Origin of the sequence: Hominimerdicola aceti, from assembly GCF_025567495.1 — a bacterium.
GTDB classification, from domain to species: Bacteria; Bacillota; Clostridia; order Oscillospirales; family Ruminococcaceae; genus Hominimerdicola; species Hominimerdicola aceti.
The window spans coordinates 114,375-134,635 of sequence record NZ_JAOQJZ010000003.1; the positions used below are offsets into that span (position 1 = coordinate 114,375).

16 protein-coding genes and 4 tRNA genes are annotated in these 20,261 nt (G+C 43.7%); all 20 read left to right on the top strand.

Going from position 1 to position 20,261, the window contains the following annotated elements; all coding sequences use genetic code 11:
- Positions 1 to 106 precede the first annotated feature (106 nt).
- Positions 107 to 985 carry an NPXTG-anchored protein gene (locus tag OCV57_RS04135; protein WP_046441495.1) on the top strand — a complete coding sequence of 293 codons (879 nt, stop codon included), beginning with the start codon at positions 107 to 109 and terminating at the stop codon, positions 983 to 985.
- Positions 986 to 1,161: 176 nt separating this feature from the next.
- Positions 1,162 to 1,716 carry a 16S rRNA (guanine(966)-N(2))-methyltransferase RsmD gene (gene rsmD / locus OCV57_RS04140; protein ID WP_195519474.1) on the top strand — a complete coding sequence of 185 codons (555 nt, stop codon included), beginning with the start codon at positions 1,162 to 1,164 and terminating at the stop codon, positions 1,714 to 1,716.
- The gene (gene coaD / locus OCV57_RS04145; protein ID WP_046441497.1) at positions 1,716 to 2,219 is read left to right on the top strand and encodes a pantetheine-phosphate adenylyltransferase; all 504 of its coding nucleotides are present in this window, start codon (positions 1,716 to 1,718) and stop codon (positions 2,217 to 2,219) included. The genes rsmD and coaD overlap by 1 nt, the downstream gene beginning before the upstream one ends.
- Before the next feature lie 16 nt (positions 2,220 to 2,235).
- A complete protein-coding gene (locus tag OCV57_RS04150; protein WP_022288084.1) occupies positions 2,236 to 2,727 on the top strand; it encodes a cell envelope integrity TolA family protein in 492 nt (163 codons plus the stop codon).
- Positions 2,728 to 2,924: 197 nt separating this feature from the next.
- On the top strand, positions 2,925 to 4,283 hold the full coding sequence (locus OCV57_RS04155) for a hemolysin family protein (protein ID WP_267300539.1): 1,359 nt from the start codon (positions 2,925 to 2,927) through the stop codon (positions 4,281 to 4,283).
- A gap of 48 nt (positions 4,284 to 4,331) precedes the next feature.
- Positions 4,332 to 5,585 (top strand): transglutaminase domain-containing protein, encoded by a 1,254-nt coding sequence (locus OCV57_RS04160; RefSeq protein ID WP_267300540.1) that lies wholly within the window; start codon positions 4,332 to 4,334, stop codon positions 5,583 to 5,585.
- 127 nt (positions 5,586 to 5,712) lie between these two features.
- A complete protein-coding gene (locus OCV57_RS04165; RefSeq protein WP_267300541.1) occupies positions 5,713 to 6,735 on the top strand; it encodes a hypothetical protein in 1,023 nt (340 codons plus the stop codon).
- A 273-nt stretch (positions 6,736 to 7,008) separates the two neighbouring features.
- A tRNA-Val gene (locus tag OCV57_RS04170) sits at positions 7,009 to 7,084 on the top strand.
- 101 nt (positions 7,085 to 7,185) lie between these two features.
- Positions 7,186 to 7,262: transfer RNA gene (locus tag OCV57_RS04175), tRNA-Asp, on the top strand.
- Between the two features lie 7 nt (positions 7,263 to 7,269).
- Positions 7,270 to 7,345 (top strand) — tRNA-Phe (locus OCV57_RS04180).
- Positions 7,346 to 7,348: 3 nt separating this feature from the next.
- Positions 7,349 to 7,424: transfer RNA gene (locus OCV57_RS04185), tRNA-Gly, on the top strand.
- Between the two features lie 320 nt (positions 7,425 to 7,744).
- Positions 7,745 to 8,758, top strand: a complete 1,014-nt coding sequence (locus tag OCV57_RS04190; RefSeq protein WP_267300543.1) for a helix-turn-helix domain-containing protein — start codon at positions 7,745 to 7,747, stop codon at positions 8,756 to 8,758.
- A 270-nt stretch (positions 8,759 to 9,028) separates the two neighbouring features.
- A complete protein-coding gene (locus tag OCV57_RS04195; RefSeq protein ID WP_267300544.1) occupies positions 9,029 to 9,697 on the top strand; it encodes a M23 family metallopeptidase in 669 nt (222 codons plus the stop codon).
- A gap of 256 nt (positions 9,698 to 9,953) precedes the next feature.
- On the top strand, positions 9,954 to 11,180 hold the full coding sequence (locus OCV57_RS04200; RefSeq protein ID WP_267300545.1) for a class I SAM-dependent rRNA methyltransferase: 1,227 nt from the start codon (positions 9,954 to 9,956) through the stop codon (positions 11,178 to 11,180).
- A gap of 588 nt (positions 11,181 to 11,768) precedes the next feature.
- Positions 11,769 to 14,399, top strand: a complete 2,631-nt coding sequence (gene ppdK, locus OCV57_RS04205) for a pyruvate, phosphate dikinase (RefSeq protein WP_022288531.1) — start codon at positions 11,769 to 11,771, stop codon at positions 14,397 to 14,399.
- A gap of 245 nt (positions 14,400 to 14,644) precedes the next feature.
- On the top strand, positions 14,645 to 15,607 hold the full coding sequence (speB, locus tag OCV57_RS04210) for an agmatinase (RefSeq protein WP_267300546.1): 963 nt from the start codon (positions 14,645 to 14,647) through the stop codon (positions 15,605 to 15,607).
- Positions 15,600 to 16,562 carry an agmatinase gene (speB, locus tag OCV57_RS04215; protein ID WP_267300547.1) on the top strand — a complete coding sequence of 321 codons (963 nt, stop codon included), beginning with the start codon at positions 15,600 to 15,602 and terminating at the stop codon, positions 16,560 to 16,562. The genes speB (OCV57_RS04210) and speB (OCV57_RS04215) overlap by 8 nt, the downstream gene beginning before the upstream one ends.
- Before the next feature lie 21 nt (positions 16,563 to 16,583).
- On the top strand, positions 16,584 to 17,498 hold the full coding sequence (locus OCV57_RS04220) for an arginase family protein (protein ID WP_267300548.1): 915 nt from the start codon (positions 16,584 to 16,586) through the stop codon (positions 17,496 to 17,498).
- 32 nt (positions 17,499 to 17,530) lie between these two features.
- Entirely contained in the window at positions 17,531 to 18,928 is a 1,398-nt protein-coding gene (locus tag OCV57_RS04225) for an MATE family efflux transporter (RefSeq protein WP_267300549.1), read from the top strand.
- 379 nt (positions 18,929 to 19,307) lie between these two features.
- Positions 19,308 to 20,252, top strand: coding sequence for an ABC transporter permease (locus OCV57_RS04230; protein WP_117864256.1), 945 nt, complete (start codon positions 19,308 to 19,310; stop codon positions 20,250 to 20,252).
- The last annotated feature ends 9 nt before the right edge of the window (positions 20,253 to 20,261 follow it).

The window sequence follows — 20,261 nt, forward strand, 5'->3', positions numbered from 1 at the left end:
GATTGCATAAGAAAACGTTATCATATTTGGTGAATCGGCCGATTGAAATTTTACGAAAAATAAAGTACAATGTAAGTAAAGTTATTTAAGAAAGGAAGTTTTAGAAATGAAACTTACAAAGATTTTTGCAGGCATGGCAGCAGCAGCTATCGCTACATCTGCTATGGCTATGACAGCTTTTGCAGCTGACGCAGGCAAGGGACCAAACAATGATGACGGTGTTTCTGTATTTGGCGTTTATATCGGTATGACAAAGGACGAGGCTATCGCTAACAGCGTTCTTCAGGAAGACGGCAAGGAGCCTGATGACTGGACAACAGTTCCTGTTAAGGTAACTATCGACGAGATCAAGTTCGATGATAACGTTGTAACAGCTAATGGTACAGGTATGATGTACTGGCAGGGCGATGAGCTCAAGTTCGAGCTCGTTAACGTTTATAACGACGACGTAAATGGTGGTAAGGATGGAGCTACAACAGTATTCACAACTCTTCCTTCAAAGACTATCGAAGTAACATTCACAATTGATGGTCTTTCTTCTGACCTTTCCGGTAAGGCATATGTAGGCGGTGGCTTCCAGACAGCAGGCGCTGACTGGTCTTCAACATTCTTCGGCAACAAGCCAGACGGTGTTAACCCAGCAGGCACAACATTTGAGATGCCAGACGTAACAGGCAATGGTACATACACAGCTAAGGTATTCTTCCCAGATCAGGGCGGCGATAACACATCAAGCGGCACTGACAGCAAGGCTGACTCAACAGCAGACAGCAAGAAAGACAGCAAGACAGACAGCAAGACTGATTCAAAGGCTAACAGCACAGCCGCAACAACTTCTTCAAAGGCTGGTACAACAGGTACAACAACTGCTACATCTTCAAGCGCAGCTTCTGATAACACAGCAGCTACAGGCGCAACAGCAGGTATCGCTCTTGCAGGTATCGCTCTCGCAGGTGCAGCTATCGTAGTTTCTAAGAGAAAGTAATCTTAACTGAGGACTTGTTTCTTAAAGTACGTAATTAAAATAACTAAAGGGACTTCCACTGTGAAGTCCCTTTTTGTGTGTGGTATAAAAAATAAAAAAATATCGGCGAATAGTCTAGACAAATGGTAATTAATATAGTATAATGATTGTATACTTTTATTTTGGAGTTATTTTTTATGAGAGTTATTACAGGTTCATGCAGAGGAAAAAAGCTTAAAACTTTGGAGTCGTTGGATACAAGACCAACTACAGATATGGTAAAAGAGGCTGTTTTTTCCATTATTCAGTTTGATGTACCAGCAAGCTCGGTGCTTGACCTTTTTGCAGGCAGCGGTCAAATGGGTATAGAGGCTCTCAGCCGTGGGGCTAGTCACTGCGTTTTCGTGGACAGCAATCCTGAGGCTGTGGCTATCGTCAAGGATAATGTGGATTCATGCGGTTTCAATAAGGAATCCCGTGTGCTTTGCATGGATAGTCTGGAATATCTTAAAGTTGCCAAAGCCGGGCTTGATATAGTTTTTATCGACCCGCCTTACAGAATGGGCATAGTTGAAAAGGCTTTGGAGCTTGTGGAGAGCAAGCTCAATGATGGTGCTATCGTTGTGTGCGAGCATGAAAAGGAGCTTGAGCTTGGAGAAAGCTACGGCAGACTTAAGCTTCATAAGAGATATAAATACGGTAAGACCGCTCTTACGGTCTATAAGATACCAATGAAAGAAGTGGACTATTGATGCGTATCGCTGTTTGCCCGGGAAGCTTTGACCCTGTTACGCTGGGTCATCTGGATATAATCGACAGAGCTTCAAAGCTTTTCGATAAGGTGATAGTACTGGTGTCCTTTAATGCTAATAAATCAAGGGCTGCTTTCACACCTACAGAAAGAATGGAAATGATAATTGAAGCCACGAAGCACCTTGATAATGTGGTGGTGGATTGTTATAACGGTCTGCTGGCGGATTATCTGCAAAAAACAGGAGCTAATGCTATCGTAAAGGGACTTAGGGCTGTGTCTGACTTTGAGTATGAGTTCCAAATGGCTCTTGCAAATAAAAAGCTTTACAATGACGCTGAAACGGTGTTTCTAACCACTACGGGAGAGAATATGTTCCTTTCGTCAAGCGTTGTAAAGGAGATCGCAAGCTTCGGTGGAGATATCACAGGCTTCGTGCCGAAACAGATACAGAGCAAGATCACTGACAGGCTCTATAAGCCTGCCAATAATATAGATCAGTAATGAAAGGGTGTTTAAAATGACGGTAGAGGAAATACTTGAACTTATGGACGAACTGCTTGACAAGTCTTCAAGCGTACCGTTTTCACAGAAAAAAATGATCGATGTTGAGCAGATGCGTGAATACATCGACAGCATAAGACTTAACCTTCCGGGTGAGATAAAGCGTGCAAAGGATATGACAAGAGATAAGAAAAATATCCTTACTGAAGCCAACAAGGAAGCCGAGGAGATCGTAAAGAAGGCTAAGGACGAGGCTAAGAAGCTTGTGGCTCAGGAGGAGATCATCAAGCAGGCGGCTGACTATGCAAAGCAGATAGCTGCAGAGGCTAACAAGCAGGCGGCTGATATCGTTGAGCAGGCTAAGGCTAAGGACAAGGCTATCCGTGAGGCACTTTCTGAAAATCTTAACAAGTCGCTTTCTGAGGCGGCTGAGGTGCTTACAAAGAGCCTTAAGGACGTAAACACTACTAGGGACGCAGTTTCCAAGATAGGTGCGGCAGAGAAATAATATTGTTTGATGTAAGCAGATGGGCTTTGCGGCTCGTCTGCTTTTTTCATAACTAAAATTGTCCATATGAAATTCAGGCAGAATGTGAAAAATTGTGACAATATCTATTGACAAAGGAGCATATGTTGCCTATAATAAATAGTATATGATAAAAAGGCGAGCTTTTTCGCCTATGTGAAAGGGACGGTATTTTTTTTATGGACGATGTCGGGCGACTGTGGACGGGAATAGGTGTTTGTGCGGCGGTAATATTGCTTATGGCTTTTCTTACCTTGTGCGAAAATGCGGCTGTGGAGTTCAATGACGCAAAGCTAAAGAAAATGGCTGAGGAGGACAAAGACCCGAAGGCAATAAGGCTTGCGGCTTTGCTTGGCAGAACGGGCAGGGTAGTTGCGACAAACCTCATTGCACGTTCTATTATGATAATCGCAGTTTCTGTGGTGGGAGCGATCTACTTTTATGCACCGCTTTCAAATAAGCTTCACAAGCTTTTTGATGTATATACTCAGGCTTCGTATTATATTATCGGCATATGTTCATTTGTTATAATAAGCTGTCTGCTTGCCCTTGTTATATGCACTTTTGGCGTAGGCATACCAAAAAAACTATGCATTTCAGGCAAGGTGGGCGAGAGATTTATTCTAAATAGCTGTGTGGCTTACAAGGCACTTTTGGCGGTGTTCAGCCCATTGGCGATAGTGAGCGGAGCGGTATCCGCAGGGATATTAAGGCTGTTTGGTGTTAAGTCAACAAACAAGGCGGATGCTGTCACTGAGGAAGAGATCCTCATGATGGTGGACGCTGTAAACGAAACTGGCGGTATCGAGGAAAGTCAGGCGGAAATGATAAGCAACATTTTTGATTTTGACGATATCGAAGTTCGTGAAGTTATGACACACCGCACAGAAATGGTTGCCATAGAAGAAAATTCCACGCTTTCGGAGGCTGTGAAGCTTGTTATAGGCGAGGGCTTTTCGAGAATACCTGTTTACTGCGACAATGCCGACAACATAAGCGGTGTTATATTCGCAAAGGACTTGCTCAGGCTGGTGTTTGAAGAGGATAAAAAAGAACGTCCTGTAAAGGAGTTCATGAGAGATATAACCTTTGTGCCTGAAAGCAACAAGTGTGGTGAGCTTTTCAAAGAGTTCACTGAAGATAAGACACAGATAGCAGTTGTGGTGGACGATTACGGCGGAACAGCCGGTATCATTACTATGGAGGATCTGCTTGAAACTATTGTGGGTAGTATTCAGGACGAATATGATGATGAAACGGAGGAGATACAGAAAGTATCTTCTGATTGCTATGATATGGTAGGCACAGCAGCGTTTGACGACGTTATGGAGGCTCTTGGCAAGGAGTATCACGGCGAGGTGGATTATGACACTATAGGCGGATTCGTTATGGACCTGCTGGGCCATGTGCCTGAGGATAACGAAAAGGTGACAGTGCATTGGGAAAACGTGGAGTTCAAGGTGCTGTCAATACATGAAAAGAAAATAGAACGGCTCAGGGCTGTGATAAAAAGAGATAATGAAGAGATCGCGGACTAAGGGCTGAAAGATACAGACAGAATTTTGTGTAAAAATCGAGGACAAAAATTGAAAAAAAAGAAAATGGTCGCCGCACTCACAGCGGCAGTGCTTATCTGCACATCGGGGTGCAGTTTAGGCGGAACGGGAGAGAAAAATAAAAACCGTTCAAAAAATACTTTTGTGAACACTCATGCGTATGTTGAAGCCAGTTCGGAAAGACATACTGAAACAGGGCTTGACAGCAGAAACGAGAGCTTTACAGCACTTGAGATACCTGACACGGCAGAGTATATCGCCGATTTTCTTTGTACTGACGAAAAACGTGTGTTTTCACAGCTTTACAAAGGGCTGAGCGAATTTGAAAGCTCTGTGGAGCTGGCTGAGGGAGTTATAAGCAAGGACGATATCGGTGCGTTTATCTCCATGCTTACTTCGGCATGTCCTTATATCGACTATATGGGTTCACAGTATACTATCTGTATTGACGGAGATGGATATGTGACATCTGTGGAGGTCACATATGACAAGACCGCTGAGGAAGCGCAGGCTGAGAAAGAAAAGCTGGATAAAAAGGTCGGGGAGATACTTGCAGGCATTGAGCAGGGCTGGTCGGATTATGACAAGGTGCTGTATTTCCATGACAGCATAATTCTTGAGTGTAACTATGACGATACAGCAAAAAATTGCTATTCTGCATATGGCTGTCTTGTAGAGGGTAAGGCTGTGTGCGAGGGGTATGCAAAGGCAATGCAGATACTTTGCACTAAGGCAGGTATAAAGTGTATACCAGTGGCAGGCAAAGCCTATGACGGCGGAGCTGTTCAGCCACATTTGTGGAACAAGGTCATGATAGACGGTGAATGGACGAACGTTGACCTCACTTGGGACGATCCTGTGACAGATGCAGGGGAGGACTATATCCGCTATGACTATTTTGGCATCACTGACGCCGAGTGTGCAAAAGACCATACAGCGGACGATAACAAGTTTTTGAACTATCCTGAGGCATTTTCCTCGGGGGCAAATTATTACAGAAGAAACGGTCTGTATGCTCAAAGCGGTGATGATGTCGTTCAGATGATGTGCCGTTCTGTGGCGGAAGCAATGGCTGACCGTGGATATGCAAGGCTAAAATGTGCTGACAGTGAAATGTATGACAAGGCTGTGGATACTCTCTTTGATGAGAATAGCGGTGTTATCTTTGATGTGCTGAGGCGTGCATACAGTCAGGCTGGGGGAGATTGGTCTACCTCGAAATATGCGGTCATAAAAAATGACGAACTGTGTACTGTCACGATAATACTTTACAAAAATGAATAATTTTCTCAAAAGCAAAAAATATGCTCAAATGTGTTGAAATTTGCGGTACTTTGTGATATAATAAATGTATTAGTGCGATAAAATATGATATTTTGGATATATCTTGGAAAGGAATGTTATTTTTAGTATGAGCAGTGCTACTAAGCAGAAGTCATCAGCAGGCAAGAACGTGCTGATATTCTTTATTGTTTTTATTATTCTGGAAATGCTTATAGTTGTGGGAGTGGGACGTGTTTTCAAAAACAAGAACGTTACACCGAGCATTGCAGGCTACAGCCTGTACATAATGAATGGTGACGGCATGGGTGACAGAGTTCCTGACGGCGCACTTGTTATCACATCGAACATGACCCCTAGCACAGACAAGATAGGTGAGGCAGTTGTGTGCGAGAACGTGCCTGATATTGGAACAAGCGTGTTCTGGCTTTATGACATCACTTCAACTGACGATAACAACGGCGTTGTTTACACTGTTTATCAGGAAAAAGACCCTGCAAAGCTTTATGAGATAAGCTCAAAGAACGTTGTGGGCGTAGCTTCTACATATTATATGACAGCAGGCAAGGTGCTTACGTTCATGTCGTCAACATTCGGCATGATAGTGTGCGCTGTTGTTCCTATATTCCTGCTCGTTGTTATCGAGCTTATTATTGCTATCGCTACTCATTCTTCAGATGATGAGGAAGAGGACGATGACGAGGAAGAACCTGCAGAGAGCGTTACTCTTGACGATTTCCTGTTCGGCGGCGAGAACGAGGGCGAGCAGATCGCAAAACATCGCAAGCACGTTGACGACGAGATAGCTTCTCACCACAAGGCTGAGCCTGAGGGCAAAAAGAAGGCTGAAACGGAGGAAGTTATCGAGGAAGTAGAAGAGGTCGAGGAAACTATATTTGAAAGACCTGCGGAAAAGGAAGAGCGTGCTGAGATAGACCGTTCTTACTACGAGAGAGCGTCACAGCTTCTTGACGAGGCGACTTCAACTGAGGGTACTGTAGCCCCTGAGCCTGAGAAGAAGCCTGCGCCAAAGGCAAGACCTGCGGCAAAGCCTGCACAGCAGACAAAGACGGCTTCGGCTTCTTTGGAGGATCTTATGAAGCTTATGGAGCAGGAGCAGGAAAAGCTCAAAAAACAGCTTGATAAGAAATAATATTTGAAAAATTTTATCCGTCGGGCGTGTGGCTCGGCGGATTTTTTTGGGGGGGAAGTCTGATGAAAAAAGCCCATTTCAAGGCAAAAAGTGCGGTTTTGATGTGGCAAATGCACATAAGTTTTTAAAAATATTGGGCAAGCATTGTAAAATGATACAAAACATAAAAAATATCAAAAAAAGTGTTGACAAACAGGGTGGGATAGTGTATAATAGATACTGTTGTGAGGGACACAACAAAACATAGTCCTGAAGACAACAAACCAGCTAAAAGGGAGCATAGCTCAGCTGGGAGAGCATCTGCCTTACAAGCAGAGGGTCACAGGTTCGAGCCCTGTTGTTCCCACCAATTATTTCGTGACAGGTAAAGAGATTTGCCTGTCAACGATAATAATTATTCTTCATTCTCGGAGAGCTGAACTCGAAAAGTTTGAAGTTATTTTTTTCAATGGCCGGGTAGTTCAGCTGGTTAGAACGCTAGCCTGTCACGCTAGAGGTCGTGGGTTCGAGCCCCATTCCGGTCGCCATTGTTTTGCTTCTGTAGCTCAGTCGGTAGAGCAGAGGACTGAAAATCCTCGTGTCGATGGTTCGATTCCGTCCGGAAGCACCAAATGCGGATTTAGCTCATCTGGTAGAGCGCCACCTTGCCAAGGTGGAGGTAGCGAGTTCGAGCCTCGTAATCCGCTCCAAAAAAGTCCTTACGATGAGTAAGGACTTCATATTTTTTGCGGGTTTATTTCAATTACTAGAATACTTTTCTTCCTGAAAGGAGATGGAGGTGCGATCCCTCTGACCCGCTCCAGCAACGCCTTGCTTTTTAGCAGGGCGATTTTTTATGCTGTTTTGTGTGCGTGGATAGGGCAGTGATAAGATGAAAAAGATGCGAAAAAGTGCGTAAATAGGCGGCTTGACTGACAGTCCAGCTCGATTTTGTTGACTTTTTCAAAGCCGTGGGCTATAATGTTGACCATAGAGAGTGCACTCCGAACAAATTGAAAGGTGATATGCTATGGAAGATAAAATTACTCTTGGAAAATTCATTCAATCAAAAAGAAAAGAACTGGGGCTTTCTCAAAAAGACCTTGCTAAGGAGCTTTATGTTACTGAGTCGGCAGTGAGCAAGTGGGAGAGAGGGGTATCATATCCTGATATAACGATGATATCGGGACTTTGCAGGGTGCTGGGCATTTCTGAGCACGAGCTTTGCACGGCGAGCGAGGACAATCAGCAGAGAGAGGCTGAGTTTATGGCGCGAAGTTATAAAAGCTTTGTTCGGGGGTACACTATCATAACTGGGATAGGCTATCTTGCGGCGATAATACCGAGCTTTATTTATAATGTGGCTCATGGCGGTATAGGTTGGTTCATGGTGCTTATCACGTCGCTGATGCTAACGTTTTCTTTCATCAATGTGCCTGTGCTTGTGAAGAAAAACAGGGCGTTATGGACATTAGGTTCTGCGACGGTCTCGCTTATGCTTCTTTACGCCGCAGGGTGCGTTTATTCACACGGGGATTGGTTTGTAATGGCGGTGCTTGGAACGCTCCTTGGGGAGGCTATCGTATTTTTGCCTTTTGTGCTGAGAAGTGAACAGTTTGAAAAGTATGTGAGAAACAGCAAGGGGCTTGTGTGCATGGCGGCGGATTCGGTACTGACTTTTGCCTGCGTTGTTTATGGTACGCTGAAATACGGTGACGTGGTAGACCTTCGTGACGGCATGCTTGCAACGGTGACTTGTGTGGCATTGGTGTGGGCTGTGTTCCTTATTATAAGGTATCTAAAGGTGAACGGCTTTTTCAAGGGTGCACTTTGCTTTGTGGCATCTGCGGTATGGGTAGTGGCAATGACTGTGCTGAGTAATGCGTGGAACGGAATGAAACTGTCTGACATAATTTCACTGAAGGGTGCTGATAACGATCGCTATGATGTTATAGTCTGCCTTTGTCTGGCAGGAGTTGCGGCGGTGCTTGCTATTGCAGGGGTTGTGTATAAGTTTGTGAGGAAAAAACCGCAGGATAGGTAAGGCTGAGAGGACAAAAGAAAGATACCAAACGGATAGGGACAATTTGGACTTTGTGGGACGTCGAGGACACCGTCTCCTACATAAATGTGATCGGAAATAGGAAATACTGCACTTGGGTGAAAGCTTGGGTGCGGTATTTTTATTTTGCTGTGAATATTTTACCCGTATATGTCAAAAATAATGCCAGAGGACTTATGCCGCCGATAGCATAAGACTGCCGTGGGCGCAACAGTGGCTGCGGAAATCATATCGGAGAAAGGTTTTGTGTGTATGAAAAAATTCAGTATCAGAAATTCACACGCAGGCAAGGCTCTGGGAGCGAAGGGTGTTTACATTACACTTGCGGCGTGTCTGCTGGCTCTTGGCGGTGCGGGTATAGCTGCATATAACAAGGCTATGGAGGATATCACCGACAATCTGACTATTTCGAGCGTTGACAGCACTGCACCAAAGCAGGCTGATAACAAGAAAACGGACGTTAAAAAGGACGAAAGCTCCAAGCCGGATGTGGACATTCAGACGCAGCCAAATGTTATGCCTGTGAACGGTGAGATATTAGAGCCGTTTTCTAATGGCGAGCTTGTGAAGTCGGAAACTCTCGGCTATTGGAAAACCCATGACGGCGTTGATATCAAAGCTGACCTTGGCGAGCCTGTCAAGGCGATGAACAAGGGCACTGTTACAAAGATATGGGACGACCCTCTGTGGGGCAACTGCATGACTATCGACCATGGAAACGGCATTGTAGGACATTACTATAATCTGTCAAATGAAATGTCCGTCAAGGAGGGTGACGAGGTGAATGCAGGGGAGGTCATAGGTGCTGTGGGTGACACTGCTCAGGCGGAAGTGGCAGAGCTTTCTCATCTGCACTTTGGCTTGAAAAAGAACGGTCAGTGGATAGACCCTATCGAGTTTATTGACCCTGCGGACAAATAAGCTTTCTTCATTTTGGCGCTTTGTAATACAAAGTGCTGATGTTATAATCCCCCATATAACGCCGCATCTGAAAATTTTCGGGTGCGGCGATACATATGTATTGCAGAATAGAGAGAATTGTGCTATAATTATACTTTAAGGCAATATTGCTGATGTTTTTACACAGAACATAGAGTGGTGGGACGCCGAGGGCGTCGTCCCCTACGGTCTGTTTTATATTGTGTGGATAATGTATAAATTATTGTGAGGTATAATAATGAAAAGCAAAAGAATCTATCCTGCGTTCACTATATCGAAAAAAGGGGAAATGTCCCTGAAAAACGGTCACCCATGGGTGTATTGTGACGAACTGAGAAACGAGCCTGAGGGCTTGAAAAACGGTGAGCTTTGCGATGTTTTCTCTGAAAAAGGCTCTTATCTTGGAACGGGTTTTCTCAGCCTTAACAGCAAGATAAGGATAAGGATCTTATCTGACAACGCAAACGAAAATTTCTCGGAAAACTTTTTCCGCAGACGTATCCGCTATGCTATAGATTACAGAAAAACTGTTATGGGGGACGATTTTTCGGCTTGCAGGCTTATTTTTGGTGAGGCTGACGGCATGCCGGGGCTTACTATCGACAAGTATGGAGATATACTTGTTTCGCAGGTGCTTTCCTACGGCATGGATATGATAAAGGATATGATATTCAGGCTTCTTGTTGAAGAGCTTGAAAAGGACGGAGTTAAAGTTTCGGGCATAATGGAGCGTAACGATGTCGCTATCAGAAAGCTGGAGGGATTGGAGCAGTACAAGGGCTGGTATAGGGCTGAATTTCTCCCTGAGCCACCGCCAAATATCACTGAGATAACGGAGAATGGCATACGCTATGAGGTCGATGTTGAGAACGGTCAGAAAACTGGATTTTTCCTCGACCAGAAATATAACCGCCTTGCGGTGTCGAAGATAGCAAAGGGCAAGAAGGTCCTTGACTGCTTTACCCACACAGGTTCGTTCGCACTCAATGCGGCAATGGGCGGTGCAAGGCATGTTACGGCGGTGGATGTTTCACAGTTCGCTGTTGATACGGCTAGGGAGAATGCTGAGAGAAACGGTCTGACTGACAGAATGGATTTTCTTTGTGCAGACGTTTTTGACCTGCTACCTAAACTTCTTGAGGAAAAGGCGGATTACGACATGATAATCCTTGACCCGCCTGCGTTCACGAAAAGCAGAAAGACCGTGGGCAGTGCAGAGAGAGGCTACAAGGAGATAAATTATAGAGCCATGAGGCTGCTGCCTAGGGGCGGATATCTTGCGACCTGCTCATGCTCACATTTTATGGAGAACAGGCTGTTCGTGAAAATGGTCATGAGTGCGGCAAAGGACGCAGGCGTTCAGCTCAAGCTTATTGAAGCAAGACAGCAAGCCCCTGACCACCCGATACTTCTCAATGTGCCTGAAACGGATTATCTGAAATTTTATCTTTTTCAGGTGGTATAGGGTTGACAAATGCTTGCGGATATGCTATAATATAACTGTCGAAAGACCCAATATATTTCAGCGAGTCTGCTGAGTTCGGACATAAGTAGCTTATTTTTCCGCAGTTATGCGGCTGCTTCCAGCCGACGAAATAGACGTTTCAGCCCTGTTGTTTTTCAGCAGGGCTTTTTATTTGCATTTTGGTGTTGACAAATGCTTGCGGATATGGTATGATATAGGTGGCTTAGAGATAAGCGTGGCGCACCCCGTTCAGCGCATTATAAATGTACGGCATATCGTATATTGCCGTTTGTCTGCGGTATCGGACATAAGTAGGTATTTTCTGCAGAGGCAGCTGCTTCCACCGACAAAATAGACGTTTTAGCCCTGTTGTTTTTCAGCAGGGCTTTTTTATGTGTTGATATTTAAAAACTGTCATATTGCACATAAAAAGCGAGCAAATATTGTATAAGATTTTATGTATAAAAGTGAGAAAAACCTATGGTAATTTGGCTTTAAATCTGTTATAATATATATGTAACCGTGGGCGACGGGATAATTGTGTCCGCACGCTTCGGAATTCAAAAAATTTTTGGAGGTAAAAAACCAATGGCAAAGAAGTATTGTTATCTTTTCTCTGAGGGTAATGCCAACATGAGAGAGCTTCTCGGCGGTAAGGGTGCTAACCTTGCTGAGATGACAAATATCGGTCTCCCTGTTCCTCAGGGCTTTACGATCACAACGGAAGCTTGTACTCAGTATTATGAGGACAACCGTGAGATCAATCCTGAGATCATGGCAGAGATCAACGAGTACATTGTAAAGATGGAAGAGATCACAGGCAAGAAGTTCGGTGACAAGGAGAACCCACTCCTCGTTTCTGTACGTTCAGGTGCTAGAGCATCAATGCCTGGTATGATGGATACAATCCTTAACCTCGGTCTTAACGAAGAAGTTGTTGAGACTATCGCTGCTCAGTCTGGTAACCCAAGATGGGCTTGGGACTGCTACAGAAGATTCATTCAGATGTATTCTGACGTAGTTATGGAAGTTGGTAAGAAGTATTTTGAAGAGCTTATCGACGAGATGAAGGCTAAGAAGGGCGTTAAGCAGGACGTTGAGCTGAACGCTGAGGATCTTAAGGAACTTGCTAACCAGTTCAAGGCTGAGTACAAGTCTAAGATCGGTTCTGACTTCCCAACTGATCCTAAGGAGCAGCTCATGGGCGCTATCAAGGCTGTATTCCGTTCATGGGATAACCCAAGAGCTAACGTATACAGAAGAGATAACGATATCCCTTATTCATGGGGTACAGCAGTAAACGTTCAGTCCATGGCATTCGGTAACATGGGTGACGACTGCGGTACAGGTGTTGCATTCACAAGAGACCCAGCTACAGGTGCTAAGGGTCTGTTCGGTGAGTTCCTTACAAACGCACAGGGCGAGGACGTTGTTGCTGGTGTTCGTACACCAATGCACATCTCTGAAATGGAGCAGAAGTTCCCAGAGGCATTCGCTGAGTTCAACAAGGTTTGTAAGACACTTGAAGATCACTACAGAGATATGCAGGATATGGAGTTCACTGTTGAGCACGGTAAGCTTTATATGCTTCAGACAAGAAATGGTAAGAGAACTGCACAGGCTGCTCTTAAGATCGCTTGTGACCTCGTTGATGAGGGCATGAGAACTGAGGAAGAGGCTGTTGCAATGATCGACCCAAGAAACCTCGATACACTTCTTCACCCACAGTTCGACGCAAAGGCACTCAAGGCTGCTACTCCTATGGGCAAGGGTCTTGGCGCTTCTCCAGGAGCTGCTTGTGGTAAGATCGTATTCACAGCTGATGACGCTGAGGCTTGGAACGAGAGAGGCGAGAAGGTCGTTCTCGTAAGACTTGAGACATCACCTGAGGACATCACAGGTATGAAGGCTTCACAGGGTATCCTTACAGTTAGAGGCGGTATGACATCACACGCTGCCGTTGTTGCTCGTGGTATGGGTACATGCTGCGTATCTGGCTGCTCAGATATCGTTATGGACGAGGCTAACAAGAAGTTCACACTCGCAGGCAAGGAGTTCCACGAGGGTGACTATATTTCAATCGACGGTTCAACAGGTAATATCTACGATGGTATTATCCCAACTGTTGACGCTACAATCGCTGGCGAGTTCGGCAGAATCATGGGCTGGGCTGACAAGTTCAGAACAATGAAGGTTAGAACAAACGCAGATACTCCTGCTGACGCTAAGAAGGCAAGAGAGCTGGGTGCTGAGGGTATCGGTCTTTGCCGTACAGAGCACATGTTCTTTGATCCTGAGAGAATCGCTGCATTCAGAGAGATGATCTGCTCAGACACAGTTGAAGAGAGAGAAGCTGCTCTTGCTAAGATCGAGCCAATGCAGCAGGCTGACTTCGAGGCTCTTTATGAGGCACTTGAGGGTAACCCTGTTACTATCAGATTCCTTGACCCACCACTTCACGAGTTCGTACCAACAGAAGAGGCTGATATCGAGGCTCTTGCTAAGGCACAGAACAAGCCTGTTGAGACTATCAAGGCTATCATCGCTTCACTCCACGAGTTCAACCCAATGATGGGTCACCGTGGCTGCCGTCTTGCAGTAACATATCCTGAGATCGCTAAGATGCAGACAAAGGCTGTTATCAAGGCTGCAATCAACGTTAAGAAGAATCACCCAGACTGGACAGTTAAGCCTGAGATCATGATCCCACTGGTAAATGATATCAAGGAGCTTAAGTATGTTAAGAAGTTCGTTGTTGAGACTGCTGACGCTGAGATCAAGGCTGCTGGTTCTGACCTTGAGTACGAGGTTGGTACAATGATCGAGATCCCAAGAGCTGCTCTTACAGCTGACGAGATCGCTAAGGAAGCTGACTTCTTCTGCTTCGGTACAAACGACCTTACACAGATGACATTCGGTTTCTCAAGAGATGACGCTGGTAAGTTCCTCAATGCTTACTATGATGCAAAGATCTACGAGAACGATCCATTTGCTAAGCTCGACCAGAACGGCGTAGGCAAGCTTATGGAAATGGCTCTTGAACTTGGTAAGCCAGTTAATCCAAAGCTCCACTGCGGTATCTGCGGTGAGCACGGCGGCGACCCGACATCTGTTGAGTTCTGCAACAAGATCGGTCTTGACTATGTATCTTGCTCACCATTCAGAGTTCCAATTGCTAGACTTGCTGCTGCACAGGCTGCTATTGCACAGAAGAAGTAATTCTTGCAAAGTTTAGGATATCTGAATAGATAACAAAAATTTCACCCCGTGTCTTATGATACGGGGTGTTTTTTGCCATTAATAATATGATATGTGCTTTAGACGTTTAGTTTGCAGAAAATAAAGAACGCTTTAGGATAATCTGTTGCCATAGAATTAATTTTTTCTTTACAAATGAGCATTGACTTTACTGTAACTGTATAGCGTAAAATGAAATCAACAAATTAAGAAAGGAAAGTGATTCTATGAACGCAATAAATACTGATAAAAAGGTGCAGCTTACATATGGAGGTTTGAAAAGTTCAACTGACACATCTGGGGCGGATTACACTATTATAGGTATTCCATTTGATATCCGAACAACATATCGTCCGGGAACGAGGTTTGGTCCTGATGGGATTCGCAGAGCCTTTTCCACAGACAGCGTGAACGAGGCTGTCGGCATTGATACGAGTAAATATGTAAAGGGCGTTGATTATGGAGATCTTGATATGTGGAACGCTGAGAAAGCTTATCTTGGTTCGATACCACAGGAAATGAAAGCTATTTTGGGAACAGGTACAATTCCAATCGTTCTGGGCGGTGATCATTCTATTACTTTTCCTGAACTGCTGGCTTATAAGGATGTTTACGGGCCTGTTTCGATAATACACTTTGATTCGCATACAGATACATGGGGCAGCGATACTGATAAAGAACATCACGACCACTCTACCCCTTTCAGAAGAGCGATCGAATATGACTGCATTGACCCGAAAACATCTATACAGGTAGGTATGAGAGGCGGACTTTTTGACGAGAGCGACTTCGATTTTGCAAATGATGCAGGCCTTGAGCATATCTATGCTGTTGATATACATCATATGGGCATTGAGAAAACCGCTGAACTTATTCGTAAAAAGGTCGGAAATAATAAGGTCATGGTCACGTTTGACATTGATTTTGTTGATCCTGCTTTTGCTCCCGGTACAGGCACTCCCGTTTCCTGTGGATTTACTTCAAGACAAGCTCTTAAACTTATTCGTCATGCGCTTATCGGTCTTGATATTGTTGGCTTTGACCTTGTTGAAGTCGCACCGAACTATGACGCAGGGGGAATAACTTCAATTCTTGCCAGCCGTATCGTAAAAGAATTTATTACCTGTGTGGCTTGCAAAAAGGCGGGCATCAAAGAATATGCTAAGAAAGGAATGATCGAAAATGTTTGATAAAAATATTTCAGAAGAGACACGAAGCAACATTGCAAAGCGCAGAGGAAATAATATCAAGACGCTTTTCGGGCTTCCATATAAGCCGGATATCGATGGCGAAGATTTTGTTGTTTTGGGCGTGCCCTATGATACCAGCGTGACAAACAGGACAGGCTGTCGTTTTGGCCCTAGAGCGATAAGAAATGCTTATGGTGCAGGCAGATTGTCATATGAACAGGATAACTCATATAAGGTCGCTAACCTAAAAGGCATGGATATGGGCGATATCGGCGTTGTGCTTGGTTATGTCGAAGAAACAATGGAGCTTATCAGGGAATCGGTCAGAAAGGTACTCGACGCAGGTGCAGTGCCTATCGTTCTGGGCGGCGATCACCTTATTGCATATGCTGAACTTAAAGCTTACAGCGAAAAGTATGGCAAGGTCGCAATGGTGCATTTCGATACCCACGAAGATACATGGGATTATGGCGACAGGATAAAATATAATCATGGAACGCCTTTCAGAAATGCTATTGAGGACGATATTCTTGATACTGAACATTCTATTCAGGTCGGTATAAGAAGCGGCGGAGATACTTATCGCATCAAGTACGCTCAAGATCACGGAATGAAGGTCATCACGGCGAGAGAGCTTCATAAGATCGGAATAAAGGAAACTTGCCGCAGAATAAAGGAACAGGTGGGAGACGCTAAGGTTTTCATCACTTTCGATATTGACTTTCTTGACCCTGTATATGCGCCGGGTACAGGCACTCCAATGCCGGGAGGATTTTCTACATATGAAGCCTGTGAGATAATCAGAAATGGTCTTGCGGGGCTGGATATCGTAGGTTTTGATCTGGTGGAGGTAATGGAAAATTACGATCCCGCAGGCATAACTGCGATAAATGCAGTGGCGATACTAAAGCAGTTTGTTATTTTGCTTTCAAAGAAAAAAGCGGAGCAGGAATAATAGGAAAGGTCGGTGTTAGATATGGTAAAATGTCCATTTAAACTAAACTTTGATGATCTGAGAGATCTGGGGCCAACAGGTTTTTTGGAAACGCCTATGGTCGATGATATAAATGGTTATGATATTCTTTTTGCAGCATTACCATATGAGTGTGATGAAACTGCAAAGCCTGGTTCAAGAAAAGGTTCTGCATATTTCAGACGTGATATTTTTGGCTTCGGTTTTTGCGATCAGGGACTTGACATTAATATGGCGCATAGCGTAAAGAGCGGAGATTGCGGTGACCTTATCATCGACGACTCTTCAAAGGCGGCAGCTGAGAAATGTATATATACGGCTGAAAAAGCGATAGCTTCCACGGGAGCTTGCAGCTTTATGATCGGCGGAGATGATAAGACATCTTATGGGCAGATAAAAGCTTGCTATGAAAAGTATGGCAAAATGGCTGTTATCCACTTCGGCGGTTCGGTAAGTTCTGCGCTTGTTAGAGTGGCAGAAGAGGATATGTGCGACAATGCTTCTTCTCTTGAAGTTGGAATAAGAAACGGAATGTCACAATACGGTGGCAGGCTAGAAAAGCTGGGTATAGATGTGCTGACAGCTTCTGACATGGATTATATGAAGTTTTCAGACGTGGGTTCTGCAATAAAAAAGAATGTATCAGGAAAACCTGTTTTTGTGATCTTTGATATGAACTTTTATGATCCTGCTTTTGTGACATCTGCGGCAAGACCTTATGCAGGAGGATTTGCTTCTCATGAGGTCGTTGAGATAATGGAAACGGGGCTTGTTGGTCTTGACATAAAGGGCATTTCAGTATGCGGTATGCTTGATTATAATGATCCTGGAGAAACTTCGCTCAATAATCTTGCGGAATGTGCGGGCAAGCTATATGCAGTTGCGGCATACAACATAGCATCTGAAAGGGAACTGTAACGGCTTTGTAAATGATGAGAGGGATGATTCATATGCTGTCGGAAAGCGTTGACCTTAAAGCTGAGAAGAAGGAGTTTAACAGGAAATTTCTCAGTATCATAATGCCGCTGCTTGTTTCTTCAATATTCAGCCAATGTCTCACTTTCATAGATCAGTGGATGGTCAGCACCTTAGGAAGCACAGCTATTGCGGCGGTAGGAGTATCTACAAATTTTTTCAGCGTTTATTTTACTTTCCTATATGGCTGTAATACTGGCGCAGGAATATATCTGACACGTTATTGGGGTCAAAAAAATATCAAAGATTTTCAGCGCATAATTTGGACAGCCGTAACGGTCACGTTTACTGTTGGTCTTGTGATGTGTTTGGCGGCAATGATATTTCCTGATATCATAATAAGGCTTTTTAACAGAGACCCTCTTGTTATAGAGAAGGCAAAGCCATATATGCGTATCGTGGCGGTATCATATTTGCTTGACGCCATATGCTATGCTGTGAGCTTTTGTTTTAGAAATATAGGCAATGTCAAGATACCGATGATACAGGGCATAGGAAGTATGATGTTCAATATGCTTTTTAACTATATGTTTATCTTTGGAAAGCTTGGTTCGCCGAAGCTTGGAGTGACAGGAGCTGCGCTTGGAACGCTTGCTGCAAGAATTGTTGAGTTGATAGGACTTTTGCTATATTTCTTTCTTTCAGATAATCCGATAAGGAAAAACCTTTTTAAGGCATTGAAAACATTAAATGTTGGATTATACAAAGAGTATCTTAAAACTTCGCTTCCGTTGTGTGCGAACGATATGCTTTGGTCTCTGGGTCTTTCGTTTTACTATATGGTATATGGAACAAGAGGCACGGAAGTATATGCAGGAATGAGTATACTGAACACCATGGAGATGTTTGCGAAGCTTGCGATAATGGGCTTTGCGGGGGCATGTACTATTATGCTGGGCATTGAGATGGGTTCTGCCGATATGCCAAAAGTTTATCGCTATGCTGATCGATTCAATAGGGTTTCTATCATAGCTGGTCTTTTATCATGTAGTATCATTGTTGCTCTTATGTTGCCTGTTCAGCATATTTATGGAATAAAGGGTACCCTTGAGGGCGAATGTGTTAGAAACTGCATGTGCGTACTTGCTATATACTGCATACCTAATGCGGTGAACTGTATTAAGGTAGAGGGCATTTTTAGAAGCGGCGGAGATGTAAAGTATCTTACGCTAATGGACGCAGGCAGCATATGGATGATAGGAATGCCGCTTACGCTAATTCTCGGGCTTATCTTTAAGGTCGATATTTGGTATGTTTATGCTGCTCACATAGCTATAGAGCTGTTTAAGCTTCCTCTCGGTCAAAGACGACTGAGATCACGCAAATGGTATCACAATGTTACTGAAGCTGTAAGCAGCGTTGAAAACAACTGATAAAAGCCGTCTGATATTCTTTTGGGCAAAGATGCCTGAAAGAATATCGATGATGAAAATAGGGTCATACAAGGACGTTTGATAAATCAGACGTCCTTTCTTATTATTGCTTTTTGCAATATTATATTAACAAAATTGCATTTTAGAAATGGTCGCATTCTTTTGCATGTGTATTGCTTGCCACGAATGCCATATTTTTAAGATGAAATAATATACAAAATCAACGATAAAGTGCTTATATCACAGCGAATTTTGTTGTTTTAAACAAAATTACTGCTAACATATTGACTTTACAGTAGCTGTAAAGTATATAATATAATCAAGATAAATTTGAAGGATTTAAAATTCAAAAATTCATTTTATGGAAAAGGGTGTTATTATGGCTTATGTAAAATACATTCTGAAAAAATTGATACAGATAGTTGTTATAACCTTTCTGGTTTCGTTGTTGGTGTTTTTTTCGTTAAGACTTAATCCAACATCTCCGCTGACTGTTATCATAGGTAACAAGCAGTCAACACCTGAACTTCAGCAACAGTATACAGAGCAGTTCGACCTTGATGAGCCGCTGCTGAAGCAGTATATTATTTGGCTCAAAGGCATTGCACATGGTGATCTTGGAATTGATTACGTTCAAAAGCAGCCGATACTCAACCAGATAATAGACAGGATACCGATAACAATAGGTCTTGTTCTTTTCTCAACGATATTAGGAACAGTGATAGCTATTCTGATAGGTGTTCTGGCGGCGATGAAGCGAGGAACATGGATAGATTCAGCGTTGTCGACTCTTATGCTGGTGATCTCAAGTATACCGACGTTTGTGCTAAGCATTCTTGCTATTCTGTTTCTTTCAAAATATGTACCTGGATACAGTTTCATAGGAACATATTCTAATACAGCGGAGTTTATATCAAGAATATCTGTTCCGGGTATCATAATGGCGGTTGGACTTGTTGCAACACTGGGAAGAGTTACACGAAGCAGCATGATATCCCAACTTCAAGCACCATATATGATAACCGCAAAGGCAAAGGGTCTCGGCAAGTTCAATAAAACATTCAAACATGCTTTTCATAACGCTGTGATACCTGTCCTTACAGTAGCAGGATATATGTTTGCTGGAGCTATAGGTTCAACTGTTCTTATTGAACAGATATTCTCGCTTCCTGGTATCGGTGGTATGCTGGTAACAGGTATCCAGCAAAACAACTATCCGATAGTACAGGTGCTTGTGCTTGTAATGCTTGTTTCATATCTTATAATGAGTTTTGTTGTAGATATTCTCTATGCAGTGGTTGACCCTCGTGTTGAGATGAAGTAGGGAGGAATG